The organism is Citreicella sp. C3M06 (genome assembly GCF_018860705.1).
Taxonomy (GTDB): domain Bacteria; phylum Pseudomonadota; class Alphaproteobacteria; order Rhodobacterales; family Rhodobacteraceae; genus Salipiger.
In genome coordinates this window covers 81,857-98,670 of the sequence record NZ_JAHKQA010000047.1, presented here as the reverse complement: position 1 = coordinate 98,670, position 16,814 = coordinate 81,857, and the positions used below count along the sequence as shown (strand labels likewise).

Sequence of the window (16,814 nt, the reverse complement as noted above, 5' to 3'; positions counted from 1 at the left end):
TCGGAGACACCATGACTTACCTGACCAATGCTGCTTCGGCGGCCGCCATTCTTGCGGCCATGGCCGCGCCTGCCTTTGCGGATTTCCAGCTCAGCGATCGCTACAGCGATGCCGATGGCGACCTGATCGCCGATATCCCCACCGATGCCGCCGATCTGCTCGATCCCTCGACGCTGATCTTTGCCTATACCCCGGTCGAAGACCCCGCTGTTTACGCCGAGGTCTGGCAGGGGTTCCTTGATCACATGAGCGAGGTGACCGGCAAGAAAGTCCAGTTCTTCCCGGTTCAGTCGAACGCCGCCCAGATCGAAGCCATGCGCGCCGGTCGCCTGCATGTCGCCGGGTTCAACACCGGATCGAACCCGCTGGCCGTGGCCTGCGCCGGTCTGCGCCCGTTTGCGATGATGGCCGCCGAAGATGGCTCTTTCGGGTATGAGATGGAAATCATCACCTACCCCGGCTCGGGCATCGAAGAGGTCAAGGATATCGCCGGCGGCGATCTGGCCTTTACCACCGAAACCTCCAATTCCGGGTTCAAGGCCCCCTCCGCGATCCTCAAGGCCGATTTCGGCATGGAAGCGGGCCGCGATTTCACACCGGTCTTTTCCGGCAAGCACGACAATTCGATCCTCGGCGTTGCCAACAAGGATTACCCCGCCGCCGCCGTCGCCAATTCGGTCAAGGGCCGGATGATCGAACGCGATGTGGTCAGCGAAGATCAGTTCAACGTCATCTACACCTCGCAGACCTTCCCGACGACCGGCTACGGCGTGGCGCATAACCTTACGCCCGAGCTTCAGGACAAGATCAAGGACGCCTTCTTTAGCTTCGACTGGGAAGGTTCCGCGCTGGCCGAGGAATTCGGCAAAAGCGGCGAAGCGCAGTTCATCGAGATCTCGTTCCAGAAAGACTGGGATGTGATCCGCAAGATCGACGATGCCAATGGCGTCGCCTACGACTGCCAATAAGCGCGTTCACAACACACCGGCAGGCGGGCCCCATGCCCGCCTGTTTTCAATTCGGGAAAACCGCCATGCTTCGATTGACCAACCTGTCGAAAACCTATCGGACAGGGGACAAGGCGCTGAACGATGTCAGTTTCGAGGTCCACAAGGGCCAGATCATCGGTCTGATCGGCCCCTCCGGCGCCGGGAAATCCACCCTGATCCGCTGCATCAACCGTCTGGTCGAACCCACGGGCGGCGAGGTGCGGCTGGGCGAGGTCAACCTCGTGACGCTTGGCAAATCCGATCTGCGTCGGCAGCGGCGGCGCATCGGCATGATCTTTCAGGAATATGCGCTGGTCGAGCGGCTGTCGGTGATGGAAAACGTGCTGTCCGGTCGCCTTGGCTATGTGCCGTTCTGGCGCAGCTGGCTGCGCCGTTTCGAAGGCCACGACATCCAGCGCGCTTATGAATTGCTCGACCGGGTCGGGCTGCTGCAACATGCCGACAAGCGCGCCGATGCGTTGTCGGGCGGTCAGCGCCAGCGGGTCGGCATCGCGCGCGCCCTGATGCAGGACCCCGACCTGCTGCTGGTCGATGAACCCACCGCCAGCCTCGATCCCAAGACCAGCCGCCAGATCATGCGGCTGCTGACGGAAATCTGCTCTGAACGCGGGCTGCCGGCCATCGTCAACATCCATGACGTGCCGCTGGCGCAGCACTTCATGCAGCGCATCATCGGGCTGCGCGCCGGGACGGTGGTGTTTGACGGCGTCGCCGAGGCGCTGGATGAAACCGTGCTGACCGAGATCTACGGCGCCGAGGACTGGAACGCCCTGCGCCCCGAAACCCCCGCCGAACCCGCCCGAGCGCCGGTCGAGGTTCCCGCATGACGGCCCCCGCCTACCCCAAGACCTGGCGCCGCCCGCCGCAGATCCTTGCGAACCGGCGCATCCGCATCGCCATCCAGATCGGCGTGCTGATCTATCTCGTGCTGGCGGTCGGGTCGATCGAGGTCAACTGGCTGCGGGTCTTCGAGGGCCTAGAGCGCGGCCAGCGCTTCGTCATGGGCTTCCTGTCGCCGGATTTCACCAGCCGCTGGCGCGACATCCAGCAAGGTCTGGTGGAAAGCCTGACCATGACGCTGACCTCGACGGTGATCGGGGTGGCGCTGTCGATCCCCATCGGCATCGGCGGGGCGCGCAACATGGTGCCGCGCCCGGTCTATCTGGTCTGCCGCTCGATCATCGCGGTCAGCCGCGCGTTGCAGGAAATCATCGTGGCGATCTTTCTGGTGGCGATGTTCGGCTTTGGCCCGTTTGCCGGGTTCCTGACCCTGACCTTTGCCACCATCGGCTTTATCGGCAAGCTGCTTGCGGATGAGATCGAGGAAATCGACGCCTCTCAGGTCGAGGCGATCCGCGCCACCGGCGCCACATGGCCGCAACTGCTGGTCTATGCGGTGCAACCGCAGGTGATGCCCCGGATCATCGGCCTGTCGCTCTATCGGCTCGACATCAATTTCCGCGAAAGCGCGGTGATCGGCATCGTCGGCGCGGGCGGCATTGGCGCCACGCTGAACACCGCCATCGACCGTTATGAATACGACAGTGCGGGCGCGATCCTGCTGATCATCATCGCCATCGTCATGGTGGCGGAATACAGCTCCAGCTATCTGCGAAAGTTCCTGCAATGAGCACGCCTGCGCATATTCCCCCCGTCTGGATGCGCCGCACATCGCGCCAGTCCCTGCTGCTCTGGCTCGGCTGGCTGGCGCTGGTGGCGCTGTTCGTCTGGTGCTGGCAGGTGATGACACAAAGCACCATCTGGGCCTTTGTGCTGGATGCCCCCGATCAGGCGGCGGACATCGGATCGCGGATGCTGCCGCCCGAATGGGGCTACCTGCCCGAGCTGATGCTGCCGCTGTGGGACACGCTGAACATCGCCACGCTGGGCACGGTGGGCGGCGTCATCATGGCGGTGCCGGTGGCGTTTCTGGCGGCGCGCAACACCACGCCATCGGCCACTTTCCTGCGCCCTGTCGCGCTGTTCATCATCGTGGCGTCGCGCTCGATCAACTCGCTGATCTGGGCGCTGTTGCTGGTGGCGATCATCGGCCCCGGCCTGCTGGCCGGGATCATCGCCATCGCGCTGCGCTCTATCGGCTTTGTGGGCAAGCTGCTTTACGAGGCGATCGAGGAAACCGACGCCCGCCAGATCGAGGCGATCACCGCCACCGGCGCTGGCCCGGCGCAGGTGCTGACCTATGGCATCGTGCCGCAGATCATGCCGTCGTTCTGGGGCATCTCGGTGTTTCGCTGGGATATCAACATCCGCGAAAGCACCATCCTCGGGCTGGTGGGCGCCGGGGGGCTGGGGCTCAAGATGAATGCCTCACTGGCGGTTCTGGCATGGGATCAGATCACCGTGATCCTGCTGCTGATCCTTGGCACCGTCGTGCTGAGCGAAGCGCTGTCGGCCAAGCTGCGCAAGGCGATCATCTGATCCTCAACGGGGCGGGCGTGAGTTGCGCCCGCTACAGCGATTGCGCCAGCATCCAGTCGACAAAGGCGGTAATATCCTTGCGGCCCCGGATGTCATCGCGTTCCACCAGCGTAAAGTTCGACGACATCGACAGATCAAGGTCGAACGGCGCCACAAGGCGGCCCGCGTCAAGATCGCTCTGGGCAAAGCTGCGGCTGATGATGGCGCAGCCGCGCCCGGCCGAAAGAATCTGCAAGGCGATCAGCGAGGAATCCGCCTTGATCCAATGATCATGGCGCGGCCCGTCGAGGCCATATTTCAGGAACAACCGGTCCCAGTCCGTTTCGGACCCAACGATGGTGACGATGGCCGCATCCTGCAGCGCCTCATGGCTCAGCGTCGTGCCAAGGCTGCCTGCGTAATCGGGGTGGCAGACGATGGTGGCATCGCGCACCGGGATCGGATGCACGTTCTGCTCGCTCCAGCCGTCTTCTCCGAAGCGGATATCAAGATCGACCCCCGCGCCGGTGATCCGGTCGGACCAGACGGCGGTCGACAGTTCGACGTCGATCTCCGGATGCAGGCGCGAGAACTCGTGCAGGCGCGGCGCAAGGATCAGCGCGGCAAAGGAAATCGAACAGCGCACCCGCACCACCGATTTGCTTTGAATGCGAAACAGCCCATCCGTCGCCGATTGCATTTCCACAAAGGATTTGCGGATCGGAATCGCATAGGCCAGCCCGACATCGGTCAGCTGCACCCCCTTGGCGAGCCGTTTGAACAGCTGAATCCCCAGATGCTGTTCCAGCAGCCGGATCTGCTGGCTGACCGCCGCGGGGGTCAGGCTAAGCTCATCCGCGGCCGAGCTGAACGAGCTGTGACGGGCCGCCGCCTCGAAGGAGCGAAGCCAAGTGACGTGGGGCAACCTGCGCATGAAGGATCCGCTGTAATTCGGCGCGATCATGGGGCGTGCGCCCCGGATTGGCAACGCGATCTGCTCAAAAACCTATGGGGCCTCAGCGGTCAAAGCCGTTGTTTGTACTTATTCCGGGCAGCTGTCTTGTTGCAGAGGCGGCGAATGCGCCATGCGGAAGGCGATGCGATGAAGACCAGTGACTATGACTATGTGATCGTCGGGGCGGGATCGGCTGGCTGCGTGCTGGCCAACCGGCTTTCGGAAAACCCGGCGCTGCGGGTGCTGGTGCTGGAAGCGGGCGGCAGCGACCGGCGTTTCTGGGTCAAGGTGCCGGTCGGCTACGCCATCAACTACGCCAACCCGGCGCTGAACTGGGGCTATCACAGCGATGCCGAAGACGCGCTGAACGGGCGCGCCAGCTATTGGCCGCGCGGACGGGTCATTGGCGGGTCAAGCTCGATCAACGCCATGGCCTATATGCGCGGTCAGGCGCGGGATTTCGATGACTGGGCCGCCGCCGGGGCCTCGGGCTGGGATTGGGCAGCGGTGCGCGCCGCCTATGCCCGGATCGAGACACAGTCGGATCGCCCCAACACCGGTGGCCCGGTCTGGGTGCAGAACCTGACGGACCAGATGAACCCGTTTTCGCATCATTTCCTCGCCGCCGCGCGCGAGGCCGGTTACCGCACGCTCGATGATCTCAATCAGGACAATTCCGAAGGGCTGGGGTTTTACCGCAGCAATGTGCGCAACGGCATGCGCTGGTCGGCGGCGGATGCCTTCCTGCGCCCGGCGTTGAAACGGGCGAACCTGACGCTGGAACAGCGCGCCCATGTGCTGCGGCTGGAATTCGACGGCGCGCGCGTCAACGGCTTGAGCTACGAGCAAGGCGGCAAGATCCATCGCGTCACGGCCCATAAAGAGGTGATCCTGAGCGCCGGTGCGATCAATTCGCCGCAGCTCATGCAGCTGTCGGGGCTTGGCCCGGCGGCTTTGCTGAAGGCACATGGCATCAAGGTACACCGCGATCTGCCACAGGTCGGCGAAGGCTTGCAGGATCATCTGGCGGTGTCATACCAGTTCCGCGCCGCGCAAGACACGCTCAACGCCATCCTCGGGCGGCGCAGCGGGCGCCTGCTGGCGGGCATGCGCTATGTCCTGACGCGGCGCGGCCCGCTGGCGGTGCCGGTCAATCAGGTCGGGGGCTTTGTGCGCTCGGCTGGGGCGGAGGCCCCGGATGTGCAATTGTTTTGCAACCCGGCCTCTTACGAGGTCACCCCCGACGGCAAGGTGGTTCTGGACCGCGATCCGGGCTACCTGCTGTCGGCGCAGCCCTGCCGCCCGACCAGCCGCGGCTCGGTGCGGATCCGCTCGGCCGATCCCCGCGAGGCCCCGGCGATCCGCCCCAATTCGCTGGCCACACAGGCGGATCGCGACGCGGCGGTGCGCGCCAGCCGGGTGCTTCATGCGCTGTCGCAAACCGATGCGCTGCGCTCGGTGACATCTGCGGCCAAGCTGCCATCGCTTGAGACCATGGATGATGCCGCCATGCTGGACGAATTCCGCAACCGGGCCTCGACGGTCTTTCACCCCAGCTGCACCTGCCGGATGGGGCGGGATGCGCAGGACTCGGTGATCGACGCGCGGCTCCGGGTGCATGGCGTGCCCGGCCTGCGCATCGCCGACGCCTCGGCGTTTCCCAACATCACCTCGGGCAATACCAACGCCCCAACGATGATGCTTGCGCTGCGGGCGGCGGACATAATTCTACAGGACGCGGGCTGAGCCGCGCCAAAGACAGGAGGGCACATGCGCCTCGACAAACTTGAAACCTTCGTGGTCGGCAACGCGCCGCCCCGCCATGGCGGGCGCTATTTCATCTTCGTGCGTCTGACCACGGCCTGCGGCATCACCGGCGTGGGCGAGATCTACAACGCCACCTTTGGCCCGGATGTCTGCTGCGCCATGGCCCGCGACATGTTCACGCGCCATTTCGAAGGCGCCGATCCGCAGCAGATCGAACTGCTGTTCCGCAAGGCCTATGGCGCGGGATTCACCCATCGCCCGGATGTCAGCGTGATGGGCACGTTCAGCGGGCTGGAAATGGCCTGCTGGGACATTCTGGGCAAGGCCGCCGACAAGCCGGTTTACGATCTGCTGGGCGGGCGGGTGCACGACCGGCTGCGCAGCTATTCCTACATCTATCCGCAAAGCGGCGACGTCTATCCCGACCCCAACACCCCCAACAGCTACAATGATGCGTCGATTGCGGCGCAGATCGCATCGGATATGTGCGATCAGGGCTTCACCGCGCTGAAATTCGACCCCGCCGGCCCCTATACCATCTTCGATGGCCACCAGCCGCGGCTGGAAGACATCAGCCTCAGCGTTGCCTTCTGCCGCGAAATCCGCGCCGCCGTGGGCGAGCGGGCCGATCTGCTGTTCGGCACCCATGGCCAGTTCACCGTGTCGGGGGCCAAGCGTATGGCGCGGGCGCTCGAACCGTTCGATCCGCTGTGGTTCGAAGAACCCCTGCCCCCCGAAAGCCCTGCCGACATGGCGCAGGTCGCCGCCTTTACCTCGATCCCGGTGGCGGCGGGCGAGCGGCTGTGCACCAAATATGAATTTGCCCGCCTGCTGGAAGCCGGCGCCGCGTCGATCCTGCAGATGAACCTTGGCCGCGTCGGGGGCCTGCTTGAGGCCAAGAAGATCGCTGGCATGGCGGAAACCCGGCAGGCGCAGATCGCGCCGCATCTGTACTGCGGGCCGATCGTTGCCGCCGCCAATATCCAGATCGCCACCTGTTCGCCGAATTTCCTGATCCTTGAAAGCATCGGCACCTTTGATGGCCCTTACATGCAGGCGGTCAAGGGCGGGATCGACTGGGAAGACGGCTATGTCATCCCGTCGCGCAAGCCGGGCCTCGGGCTGGAACTCGATGACGAGGCCATCGCACGCATGCCCTACACCGAAACCGATCTCCATCTGAACATGGACCAATCGCACGTCACCCCCTGACGGAGGAAGAATATGATTACCCTCGATAAATTCTACATCAACGGCGAATGGGTCAGCCCGCACGCGCCGCAGGACATGCCGATCCTGACGCCATCGACCAATGCGCAGGTCGGGGTGGTGTCGCTTGGCAATGCGCTCGATGTCGACCGCGCCGTCGCCGCCGCCAAGGCCGCCTTTGAGACGTTTTCCCTGACCAGCAAGGACGATCGCCTGACGCTGCTGCGCCGTCTGGCCGACGTCACGCGGGCGCGGCTTGATGATCTGGGCCGGGCGATCTCGATGGAGATGGGCGCGCCCGCCACCATGGCCCGCGCGGTGCAGGCGGAATCCGGGCTGGGCCATCTTGAGGCGTTCATCGCCGCGCTCGAAGCGCATGACGAGGAAGAAACCCTGCCCAATGGCGATATCGTCAGCTACGAGCCGATCGGTGTCTGCGGGTTGATCACGCCGTGGAACTGGCCGATCAACCAGATCGCGCTCAAGGTCATTCCGGCGCTGGCCACCGGGGCGACCTGCGTGCTTAAACCGTCCGAGCACACGCCGCTGTCGGCGCAGATCTATGCCGAGATCATCCACGAGGCGGGCTACCCGGCGGGCGTGTTCAATCTGGTCTTTGGCGAAGGCCCCACCGTCGGCGCCGCCCTGTCGCAGCATCCCGACGTGGCGATGATGTCCTTCACCGGATCGACCCGCGCTGGCAGCGCGGTGTCGCGCGACGCCGCCGCCACCATCAAGCGCGTGACGCTGGAGCTGGGCGGAAAATCCCCCAATATCATCTTTGCTGATGCCGATGTGGATGCCATGGTGGCCCAAGGCGTGGCGGAATGTTTCGACAACACTGGCCAGTCCTGCAACGCCCCCACCCGGATGCTGGTGGAACGCAGCGCCTATGCCCGCGCGCTAGAGGTCGCCCGCAGCGCGGCAGAACATCAGGCGGTGGACGATCCGGCGCTTGAGGGCGATCACATCGGCCCGCTGTTCGATCAGATCCAGTATGACCGGGTGCAGGCGATGATCCAGACCGGCATCGACGAGGGCACGCGGCTGCTCGCGGGCGGTCTCGGGCGGCCCGACGGGCTGGCGCAGGGGCTTGAAACCGGCTGGTTCGTGCGCCCGACCATCTTTGCCGATGTCACCCCCGAGATGACGCTCTGGCGCGAAGAGGTGTTCGGCCCGGTACTGGTGATGGCGCCGTTCGACACCGAGGAAGAGGCCATCGCGCTGGCCAATGACACCGATTACGGCCTTGATGCCTATCTGTCGACCGGCGACGAGGCCCGCGCCCTGCGCGTGGCGCGCCGCCTGCGGGCCGGGGGCATCCATATCAACGGGCGCGGATCGGATTACGGCTCGCCCTTCGGCGGCTTCAAGCAATCGGGCAACGGGCGCGAAGGCGGCCGCTTCGGGCTCGAAGACTACCTTGAAGTCAAGGTGCGCCCACCCTTCGCGGTGTAACCCCCGCCCAGAAACAAAAACGGGCGCAAGAGTGATCTTGCGCCCGTTTCCTGTTGCGCGCCCCCGGCATCGCAGCCGGGGGGCATGGGATCATTCCGCGGCGGTTTTCGCGCCGATCAGCGTGGCCAGCGGCGCTGACAGGCCGGTCGGGATCACCTCGTAGCCCTGCTCTTCGGGTTCGTCATCGGTCATTTCGGCGGGGAAGCCCGGCGCGGTGATCGACAGGCCGGTGGCCTCTTCGAGGCGGCGGATGATGTTGGGCGACAGTTCGCGCTCGCCAAAACGGGCGATTCCGTCGTTGAAGATTTCAACCATCAGCGGGCTGATTTCCAGCGGCACACCGGCCTGATCGGCGATCTTCTGGAACAGGCCGATGTCCTTCTTCACCAGATCCATGGTGAAGGAGATGTCGCGCGAGCCGTTCAGGATGACCTGGCTTTCGGTTTCATGCACGAAAGAGGTGCCCGACGAGATCTTCATCGCCTCGTAGGTGGTGTTGAGATCCATGCCCGCCGCCTTCATCGTCACCAGCGCTTCGCAGCAGGTCAGCAGATTGGCGGTGGCAAGGTAGTTGGTCATCACCTTGAGGATCGACGCGGTGCCGATATCGCCAGTGTGCAGCACCCGGCGGCCAAGCGTGGTCAGCGTCGGCAGCATACGCTCGAACGTGGCGCGATCGCAGCCCGCGAAGATCGAGATATTGCCAGTGTCGGCCCGGTGGCAGCCGCCCGAAACCGGGCATTCCATCGCCGATCCGCCCTGCGCCTTGACCAGATCCGACAGGCGCTTGACCTCACCAGCATCGGTGGTCGACATTTCCATCCAGATCTTGTCCGCCGTCACCGCCGGCAGCATCGCCTCGACCACCGCCGCAGAGGCCGCGGGCGAGGGCAGGCAGGTGATCACCGCGTCGCAATCCTGCATCAGCGCCAGCGGCGTGGTGCCGGGTTTTGCGCCACGCGCGACGAATTTCGCCACCAGCGTCTCGTCAAGATCATGCACGGTAAGGTCGAAACCGTTTCTCAGCAAACTGCCTGCAAGTTTGCCGCCAACATTGCCAAGACCGACGAAGCCGATTTTCATCTGTGGAGAGTCCTTTTGTAAGGTTTGGTATGTTCTTCGCCCCGCAGCCTGAGGCAGTTCGAAACATCCGTAAAGCAACGGCATTTGGCCCAATGGGGCCAGTTCTGTTGCGGGCAGGGGCGCTGGCCGGAAACGGCCCGCCCCTGCTAGGGCGGCCCTGAAAACACCAACGCCCGCCACCGGGTTCCGGGGCGGGCGCTGGCTTGATCTTGGCGGCGGGCCTAGTCCTGCGCGCCGGCGCGATGCTCGATGACCGATTCCAGCCAGCCCAGCTTCATCTCGGGGACCGAGGCAAGCAGCAGGTCGGTGTAATCGTCGAAGGGCGGGCTCAGCACCTGCGCCTTGGGCCCGTAGCGCACCACCTTGCCGCGATGCATCACCGCAATGCCATCGGCAATTGCCCGCACCGTGGCCAGATCGTGGGTGATGAACATGTAGGCCACGTCTTCCTGCGCCTGCAGATCCAGCAACAGCTTCAGAATGCCGTCGGCCACCAGCGGATCAAGCGCCGAGGTGACCTCGTCGCAGATGATCAGCTTGGGCTTGGCGGCCAGCGCGCGGGCGATGCACACGCGCTGTTTCTGCCCGCCCGACAGTTCGGCGGGGTAGCGGTCGATGAAATTCTTGCCCATCTCGATCTGGTCGAGAAGCTCCTGCACGCGCTTGCGTTTTTGCGCCCCGCGCAGACCAAAGTAGAATTCCAGCGGCCGGCCGATGATGGTGCCGACGGTATGGCGCGGGTTCATCGCGACATCGGCCATCTGGTAGATCATCTGCAATTCGCGCAGATCATCCCGCGTGCGGGTTTCCAGCTTGTCCGAAAGCCTGCGGCCCGCAAAGGTGATCGCCCCCTTGCTAGGGGGCAGCAGCCCGGTGATGGCGCGGGCGAGGGTCGATTTCCCCGATCCGCTTTCCCCGACGATGGCCAGCGTCTGCCCCTGCGCGATTTCGACCGACACGTTCTTGAGCACATCCTGAGACAGGCCGGGATAGCGCGCCGTCAGGTTCTTGATCTGCAACAGCGGCTCGGCCGCAGGCGGCTTGGCCTCGTGGTCGATGGATCTTACCGAAACCAGCGCGCGGGTATAATCCTCGCGCGGGGCCTCGATGATCTGCTGCACATCGCCGTGCTCAACCGTCCGCCCGCTCTTGAGAACCATGATCTCGTCAGCGACCTGGGCCACCACCGCAAGGTCATGGGTGATGTACAGCGCCGCCACCCCGGTGTCGTGGATCGCCTTCTTGATCGCGGCAAGCACGTCGATCTGGGTGGTCACATCCAGCGCCGTCGTCGGCTCGTCAAAGATCACCAGCGACGGGCGCGGGCACAGGGCCATCGCCGTCATCACCCGCTGCAACTGGCCGCCAGAGACCTGATGCGGATAGCGCTTGCCGATGGTTTCGGGGCTCGGCAGGCCGAGCTGACGGAACAGGTCGATCGCCCGGTTTTCCGCCTCTTCCCGGTTGGCAAGGCCACGGCGCAGGGTGGTTTCGATGACCTGATCGATCAGCCGCATCGCCGGGTTGAAGGCCGCAGCGGCGGATTGCGCCACATAGGTCACCTCGCCGCCGCGCAGCTCGCGCAGGCCGCTCGGCCCCTCGCTCAGGATGTCGCGGCCATTGAGGAACATCTGCCCCCCGGTGATCCGCACGCCGCCGCGCCCGTAGGCCATGGCCGACAGGCCGATGGTGGATTTGCCAGCGCCGGATTCACCGATCAGCCCCAGCACCTTGCCCTTTTCGAGGGTGAAGGACACGCCATGCACGATGGTGATGTCCTTTGGCGGCTCGCCAGCCGGATAGACCGTTGCGCCGATTTTCAGGTCTCGGGCATCAAGCAGGATCTCACCCATCGCGGCCTCCTTTCAGGCTGGTCGTCTTGTTCAGGATCCAGTCGGCCACGAGGTTGACCGAAATGGCCAGCGTCGCGATGGCAAAGGCGGGGATCAGCGCGGCGGGAATACCGTAGATGATGCCATCCTTGTTTTCCTTCACGATGCCGCCCCAGTCGGCCAGCGGCGGTTGCACGCCAAGGCCAAGGAACGACAGGGTCGAGATGAACAACACCATAAAGATGAAGCGCAGGCCCATTTCGGCCACCAGCGGCGACAGGGCATTGGGCAGGATCTCGTGGAAGATCACCCAGCGGCGGCCTTCGCCGCGCAGCTTGGCCGCCTCGACGTAATCCATCACGTTGATATCGACCGCCACGGCGCGGCTGAGGCGAAACACCCGGGTGGAATCCAGCAGGCCCATGACGAGGATCAGCACGAGGAGTGTCACCGGCATCACCGACAGCACCACCAGCGCAAAGATTAGCGTCGGGATCGACATCATCAGGTCGATGAAGCGCGACAGCACCTGATCGGCCCAGCCGCCCATCACCGCAGCCGTCAGGCCAAGCGTGGCCCCGACGGCAAAGCTGAGCAGGGTCGCGGCGGTGGCGACCAGAATCGTGGTCTGCCCGCCATAGATCAGCCGGCTGAGCAGGTCGCGCCCGATGCTGTCAGTGCCGAGCCAATGCTCTGCCGAGGACGGCTCCCACACATCGCCGACGACTTCGGCCATGCCATAAGGGGCGATGAGATCAGCAAAGATCGCCCCGATGAAATACAGGGCCACGAACAGCAGCCCGACCAGAGCGGATAAGGGGATGCTCCTCATTTTCGATGCCTCAAACGTGGGTTGGAAAGGATGGATACAATGTCGGCCAGCATGTTCAGGCCGATATAGACGGCGGCAAACACTAGACCGCAGGCCTGAACCACCGGCACATCGCGTTTGGTGACATGGTCGACCAGATATTGCCCCATGCCGGGAAACACGAAGACGACCTCGACCACGACAACCCCGACCACAAGATAGGCAAGGTTGATCATCACCACGTTGACCACCGGCGCGATAGCATTGGGAAAGGCGTGGCGGGCGATCACCGTGATCGGGCGCAGGCCCTTGAGCTCGGCGGTTTCGATATAGGCCGATTGCATGACATTCAGGATGGCGGCGCGCGTCATCCGCATCATGTGGCCCAGCACCACCAGCACCAGCACCAGCACCGGAATGGCGATGGCCTGAAACTTGTCGAGCAAGCTCATGCCCTCGTGGATCGTCGAGACCGAGGGGAAGATCTGAAATTTCACCGTCAGGAAATACATGGCGATGTAACCGAGCATGAATTCCGGGATCGACACCGAGGTCAGCGTGACGCCAGAGATCAGCTTGTCGGGCCATTGCCCGCGATAGCGCACCGCGATCACCCCAAGGATGATGGCCAGAGGCACGGCGATCACCGCGGCGGAACAGGCAAGGAACAGCGTGTTGGACAGGCGGCCAGCCATGGCGGTGGCGATATCCTGACCATTGGTCAGCGCGGTTCCAAGGTCTCCGCGCAAAACCCCGAACAGCCAGTCGAAATAGCGCGTCATCGCCGGTTCGTTCACGCCCAGCTGTTCACGAAGATTGGCCAGCGCCTGAGGAGTGGCGCTTTGCCCTAGGATCGATTGCGCCACATCGCCCGGCAGGATCTCGGTGCCCATGAAAATGAGCACCGAGGCGGCAAGCAGCAGCAGCAGGCCCAGCGTAAGACGCTGGGCCAGAAGTTTCACGATAGGATGTCGCAACACGTCAGCCGACCAGCCAGGTCTTGTGCGGAGCGAGGCCGTTCATGGTGTCCTGGCCGCCGTCGGCGACCCAGCCCTGAACCTTGGTGCTCATGCCTTCGACGAAATCGTTGAACATCGGGCAGATCACGCCGCCTTCGTCATGCAGGATTTCCGCCATCTGATCGTAAAGCCCGATGCGCTTTTCCTCGTCCAGCTCGGCCCGTGCCTCGAGCAGCAGCGCGTCGAACGCCTCGTTGGAAAAGCGGGTATCGTTCCAGTCGGCGGTCGACAGATAGGCGGTCGAATACATCTGGTCCTGAACCGGGCGGCCCCCCCAGTACGAGGCGCAGAACGGCTCTTTGTTCCAGACTTCCGACCAGTAGCCATCATTGGGCACGCGCTGGATTTCCAGCGGAATGCCCGCGGCGGCGGCAGATTGCTGGAACAGCGCGGCGGCATCGACGGCCCCCGGGAAGGCGCCATCGGCGACCTTGAGCACGATCGGGCTGCCATCATGGCCGGACGCCTTGTAATGCTCTGCGGCCTTTTCGATGTCGTAGTTGCGCTGCGCGAGCTTGCCCGAGAACAGCGGATAGGCGGCGTTGATCGGGGTATCGTTGCCGATCGTGCCATATCCCTGAAGGATCTTGTCGACCATTTCCTGACGGTTGATGGCGTATTTCAGCGCCAGCCGCAGGTCCTTGTTGTCGAAGGGCGCGGTGTCGCAATGCATGATGAACACGTAATGTCCGCGGCTCGCGACATTGGTGACATTGATGTTGGGCGCGCGCGACAGCAGGCTGGCGACCTTGGGCTCGACGAGGTTGGCGATATGCACCTGACCCGATTGCAGCGCCGCCATCCGGGCGGTGGAATCGTTGATGATCAGGAATTCAACGCCATCGTAATGGCCCCGCGTGTCATCCCAGTAGTTTTCGTGCTTCTCGAAGGTATAGCGCACGCCGGCTTCGTGGCTGACCAGCTTGTAGGCGCCAGCGCCGATGCCGTCCGCCGGATTGTCACGTCCGCCGCCGGGCTGGATCTGCAGGTGGTAATCCGAGAACAGGTAGGGCAGGTCGGCGTTGGCGGTGTCAAGGTTCACCACCAGCCAGTCGCCATCGATGCTCATCGACTCGATGCCCTGCATCACGCCAAGCGCACCCGATTGCGACTCTTCGTCGGAATGGCGCTCGAGCGTGGCCAGCACGTCTTCGGGGGTCACCATCTCGCCATTGTGGAATTCGACGCCCTGACGGATCTTGAAGCGCCATGTCTTGGCGTCGGGCGAGCTTTCGATCTCTTCGGCAATGCGCATGTCGAGCGAACCGTCGGGGCTTACGTCGACAAGGGTTTCCCCGAAGGTGCGCAGCACGTGGAAGGTAACCGAGTTGGCCGCCAGCGCCGGATCAAGGCTGTCGCTGCTCTGCCCGCCGCCAAGGCCCATCTTGAGCGTGCCGCCCTTGACCGGTTCCTGCGCGTTGGCCTTGCCGGCGAACATCAGGTTGGCACCGGCCACTGTCATGGCGGCGGCAGACGCGGTTCCAAGAAATCCACGGCGGCTGATGCCGGGCAGCGCAGTTGTGTCCCGAAGGTTTTTCAGTTTGTCAGTCATGGTTTTTTCCCTGTTTTTGTTGGATTGTTGATCTGTTTGCGCGTCGCCCTGTCGCGGTGTTCCGGGGGCATGTGGACCTGTCCATAAAGACGTGGAATGGCGTCATCATAAAGACGCGGGGGGATGTCATGGTCATTTTCAAAGCCGCGCAGCCGGGCTTTCAAGGCGAGGGTATCGCCGAGGGGCTGCAACTGTGCCCTGATCCGCTGCGGCGTCTGGCCGATGCGCAGTCTTTGGGCGGTTTGGCGCGGGCCGCACAGGCCTCGCCCCGGGGCGCTCGCGCTTGCGGTTGGCAGGGCACCGCGCAGAAAGGGTGTTTCAATATAAGCCAGAGGAGGATCTGCCGTTGCGCTCACCGGGTGCCCCCCTGCGCGCAAGACGTGGCAGCCGGGCATGGCGCAGCGCCGCCAAAAAGGACACCGCAGGCGATCAAAGCTGGCACCGTGTGATGGACCCGTTGCCCGTTCCGGCCAGCCGTATCAGGCGGGGCAGAACCGTGCTTTTCCAAAGATCGTGCCGCAAGGCGCCAATGGCGAAGTATTTGAATTTCGTCAGGCGCACGGGCTTTCGTTCTCTTTGTTGTCGGGTTGGCGATGAACCTGAGACAGATCCAAAACCCAGTAAAGCAATGTCATTTGACCCAATGGGGTCGCTCTGGTTGGGCCAGCCCCCTTGTCGCAGCCCGTGCCATGCGCAGACCACGCAGCCCGGCGGCGGTCTGCGTCGGGATCATTGCGTATCCGTTTCCTCACAGACCCAGTCGACGAAGACGCGCGTATCTTGCGATGGCACGGCCGCGGTCGAGACATAATAGGCAGTGCCAAGATCGACCGTTCCCCCCGGCCAGTGCCTTAGCGCGCCTTCTTGTACGGCCCGCCCGGTGATCGAGCGCCAGCCCAGCATCAGCCCACGCCCATCATAGACCGCCTGTGCGGCCTGAACGTAGTTGTTGAAACTCTGCCCGCCACCACGAGGGCGCGAGGTGCCAGTTGCTTGAAAGTAATCCTCCCAACCGGCCCAATGCTGATTATACGGACTGCGCACATGAATCAAGGGTGCCGTCGAAAGCCCGACCCCCTCGGCCAGCAGGCGCTCTACCAATGCGGGCGCCCCGACCGGGCAGACCAGCTCGTCGAACAGCTTGCGCGTCTTCCCTTCGCGCCACCCGCCGGTGCCGTAGCGCAGGGCGACGTCGATCCCCGGTGTCAGCACCGGCAGATCCGTCGCGGGGGCCTGCACGTTCACGGTGATCTCCGGATGCGCTGCGTAAAAAGACGGCAGACGCGGCATCAGCCAATAGGTTGCCATGCCGAAGGTGCAGGATACGGTGACCTGACGATCGACCGATGTGTTGAGCGCCCGGATGTCTTCCAGCGTCGACGAGATCCGCGCCAGCCCCTCGCGCACCCCCCGCGCCAGCATCTCGCCAGCTTCGGTCAGCCGCGCGGGTCGCACCGAGCGATCGATCAGCCCCACCCCCACATGATCCTCAAGTGCCCGCAACGCCTGACTGACAGCCGGTTGCGTCACGTTCAGACGGGCCGCGGCATCGCGCATCGAGCCATGGCGCGACAGCGCCTCGAAAGTCACCAGAAGACGAAGGGGGGGCAGGCGTTCCATGCGGTCCAGTTTAAGCTGTGGCTTATATTATCTTCAGACTAACCGATCTGTTGGCGAACGGGAATTGATGGAATGCTCCA

General features: G+C 63.8%; 15 protein-coding genes. 7 read left to right on the top strand and 8 right to left on the bottom strand.

Going from position 1 to position 16,814, the window contains the following annotated elements; genetic code table 11:
• Positions 1 to 11: 11 nt before the first annotated feature.
• The 4 genes from phnD to phnE (KO516_RS10740) all read left to right on the top strand — a co-directional run bounded on the left by phnD (position 12) and on the right by phnE (KO516_RS10740) (position 3,449).
• Entirely contained in the window at positions 12 to 968 is a 957-nt protein-coding gene (phnD, locus tag KO516_RS10755) for a phosphate/phosphite/phosphonate ABC transporter substrate-binding protein (RefSeq protein ID WP_216003789.1), read from the top strand.
• 65 nt (positions 969 to 1,033) lie between these two features.
• A complete protein-coding gene (gene phnC, locus KO516_RS10750; protein ID WP_216003788.1) occupies positions 1,034 to 1,837 on the top strand; it encodes a phosphonate ABC transporter ATP-binding protein in 804 nt (267 codons plus the stop codon).
• Complete coding sequence (gene phnE / locus KO516_RS10745; protein WP_216003787.1) at positions 1,834 to 2,640, top strand: phosphonate ABC transporter, permease protein PhnE; 807 nt, start codon at positions 1,834 to 1,836, stop codon at positions 2,638 to 2,640. Before phnC ends, phnE (KO516_RS10745) begins: the two co-directional genes overlap by 4 nt.
• Positions 2,637 to 3,449, top strand: a complete 813-nt coding sequence (phnE, locus tag KO516_RS10740; protein ID WP_216003786.1) for a phosphonate ABC transporter, permease protein PhnE — start codon at positions 2,637 to 2,639, stop codon at positions 3,447 to 3,449. Before phnE (KO516_RS10745) ends, phnE (KO516_RS10740) begins: the two co-directional genes overlap by 4 nt.
• Before the next feature lie 31 nt (positions 3,450 to 3,480).
• Here phnE (KO516_RS10740) and KO516_RS10735 read toward each other — a convergent pair whose 3' ends face one another.
• The gene (locus tag KO516_RS10735; protein WP_216003785.1) at positions 3,481 to 4,362 is read right to left on the bottom strand and encodes a LysR substrate-binding domain-containing protein; all 882 of its coding nucleotides are present in this window, start codon (positions 4,360 to 4,362) and stop codon (positions 3,481 to 3,483) included.
• 144 nt (positions 4,363 to 4,506) lie between these two features.
• On the opposite strand from KO516_RS10735, the gene KO516_RS10730 reads away from it, so the two are divergent.
• The 3 genes from KO516_RS10730 to KO516_RS10720 are packed head-to-tail and all read left to right on the top strand — an operon-like array spanning position 4,507 to position 8,817.
• Complete coding sequence (locus KO516_RS10730) at positions 4,507 to 6,129, top strand: GMC family oxidoreductase (RefSeq protein WP_252737529.1); 1,623 nt, start codon at positions 4,507 to 4,509, stop codon at positions 6,127 to 6,129.
• A 24-nt stretch (positions 6,130 to 6,153) separates the two neighbouring features.
• A complete protein-coding gene (locus tag KO516_RS10725; protein ID WP_216003784.1) occupies positions 6,154 to 7,362 on the top strand; it encodes a mandelate racemase/muconate lactonizing enzyme family protein in 1,209 nt (402 codons plus the stop codon).
• Between the two features lie 12 nt (positions 7,363 to 7,374).
• Positions 7,375 to 8,817, top strand: coding sequence for an aldehyde dehydrogenase family protein (locus tag KO516_RS10720; RefSeq protein ID WP_216003783.1), 1,443 nt, complete (start codon positions 7,375 to 7,377; stop codon positions 8,815 to 8,817).
• Positions 8,818 to 8,907: 90 nt separating this feature from the next.
• On the opposite strand, the gene KO516_RS10715 is transcribed toward KO516_RS10720, so the two are convergent.
• The 7 genes from KO516_RS10715 to KO516_RS10685 form a co-directional block, all read right to left on the bottom strand.
• Positions 8,908 to 9,900, bottom strand: coding sequence for an NAD(P)-dependent oxidoreductase (locus tag KO516_RS10715; protein WP_216003782.1), 993 nt, complete (start codon positions 9,898 to 9,900; stop codon positions 8,908 to 8,910).
• Between the two features lie 221 nt (positions 9,901 to 10,121).
• Positions 10,122 to 11,753, bottom strand: a complete 1,632-nt coding sequence (locus KO516_RS10710) for an ABC transporter ATP-binding protein (RefSeq protein ID WP_216003781.1) — start codon at positions 11,751 to 11,753, stop codon at positions 10,122 to 10,124.
• Complete coding sequence (locus KO516_RS10705; RefSeq protein ID WP_216003780.1) at positions 11,746 to 12,564, bottom strand: ABC transporter permease; 819 nt, start codon at positions 12,562 to 12,564, stop codon at positions 11,746 to 11,748. Before KO516_RS10705 ends, KO516_RS10710 begins: the two co-directional genes overlap by 8 nt.
• The gene (locus KO516_RS10700) at positions 12,561 to 13,520 is read right to left on the bottom strand and encodes an ABC transporter permease (protein WP_252737544.1); all 960 of its coding nucleotides are present in this window, start codon (positions 13,518 to 13,520) and stop codon (positions 12,561 to 12,563) included. Before KO516_RS10700 ends, KO516_RS10705 begins: the two co-directional genes overlap by 4 nt.
• A 4-nt stretch (positions 13,521 to 13,524) precedes the next feature.
• The gene (locus tag KO516_RS10695) at positions 13,525 to 15,114 is read right to left on the bottom strand and encodes an ABC transporter substrate-binding protein (protein ID WP_216003779.1); all 1,590 of its coding nucleotides are present in this window, start codon (positions 15,112 to 15,114) and stop codon (positions 13,525 to 13,527) included.
• A complete protein-coding gene (locus tag KO516_RS10690) occupies positions 15,111 to 15,470 on the bottom strand; it encodes a hypothetical protein (RefSeq protein ID WP_216003778.1) in 360 nt (119 codons plus the stop codon). Before KO516_RS10690 ends, KO516_RS10695 begins: the two co-directional genes overlap by 4 nt.
• A gap of 373 nt (positions 15,471 to 15,843) precedes the next feature.
• Complete coding sequence (locus KO516_RS10685) at positions 15,844 to 16,734, bottom strand: LysR family transcriptional regulator (RefSeq protein ID WP_216003777.1); 891 nt, start codon at positions 16,732 to 16,734, stop codon at positions 15,844 to 15,846.
• Positions 16,735 to 16,814 lie beyond the last annotated feature (80 nt).

What these genes read in the sequence shown, in the direction of transcription:
- phnD (WP_216003789.1), top strand. Translation starts at nt 12, where the DNA reads ATGACTTACCTGACCAATGCTGCTTCGGCGGCCGCCATTCTTGCGGCC.
- phnC (WP_216003788.1), top strand. Translation starts at nt 1,034, where the DNA reads ATGCTTCGATTGACCAACCTGTCGAAAACCTATCGGACAGGGGACAAG.
- phnE (WP_216003787.1), top strand. Translation starts at nt 1,834, where the DNA reads ATGACGGCCCCCGCCTACCCCAAGACCTGGCGCCGCCCGCCGCAGATC.
- phnE (WP_216003786.1), top strand. Translation starts at nt 2,637, where the DNA reads ATGAGCACGCCTGCGCATATTCCCCCCGTCTGGATGCGCCGCACATCG.
- KO516_RS10735 (WP_216003785.1), bottom strand. Translation starts at nt 4,362, where the DNA reads ATGCGCAGGTTGCCCCACGTCACTTGGCTTCGCTCCTTCGAGGCGGCG.
- KO516_RS10730 (WP_252737529.1), top strand. Translation starts at nt 4,507, where the DNA reads ATGCGCCATGCGGAAGGCGATGCGATGAAGACCAGTGACTATGACTAT.
- KO516_RS10725 (WP_216003784.1), top strand. Translation starts at nt 6,154, where the DNA reads ATGCGCCTCGACAAACTTGAAACCTTCGTGGTCGGCAACGCGCCGCCC.
- KO516_RS10720 (WP_216003783.1), top strand. Translation starts at nt 7,375, where the DNA reads ATGATTACCCTCGATAAATTCTACATCAACGGCGAATGGGTCAGCCCG.
- KO516_RS10715 (WP_216003782.1), bottom strand. Translation starts at nt 9,900, where the DNA reads ATGAAAATCGGCTTCGTCGGTCTTGGCAATGTTGGCGGCAAACTTGCA.
- KO516_RS10710 (WP_216003781.1), bottom strand. Translation starts at nt 11,753, where the DNA reads ATGGGTGAGATCCTGCTTGATGCCCGAGACCTGAAAATCGGCGCAACG.
- KO516_RS10705 (WP_216003780.1), bottom strand. Translation starts at nt 12,564, where the DNA reads ATGAGGAGCATCCCCTTATCCGCTCTGGTCGGGCTGCTGTTCGTGGCC.
- KO516_RS10695 (WP_216003779.1), bottom strand. Translation starts at nt 15,114, where the DNA reads ATGACTGACAAACTGAAAAACCTTCGGGACACAACTGCGCTGCCCGGC.
- KO516_RS10685 (WP_216003777.1), bottom strand. Translation starts at nt 16,734, where the DNA reads ATGGAACGCCTGCCCCCCCTTCGTCTTCTGGTGACTTTCGAGGCGCTG.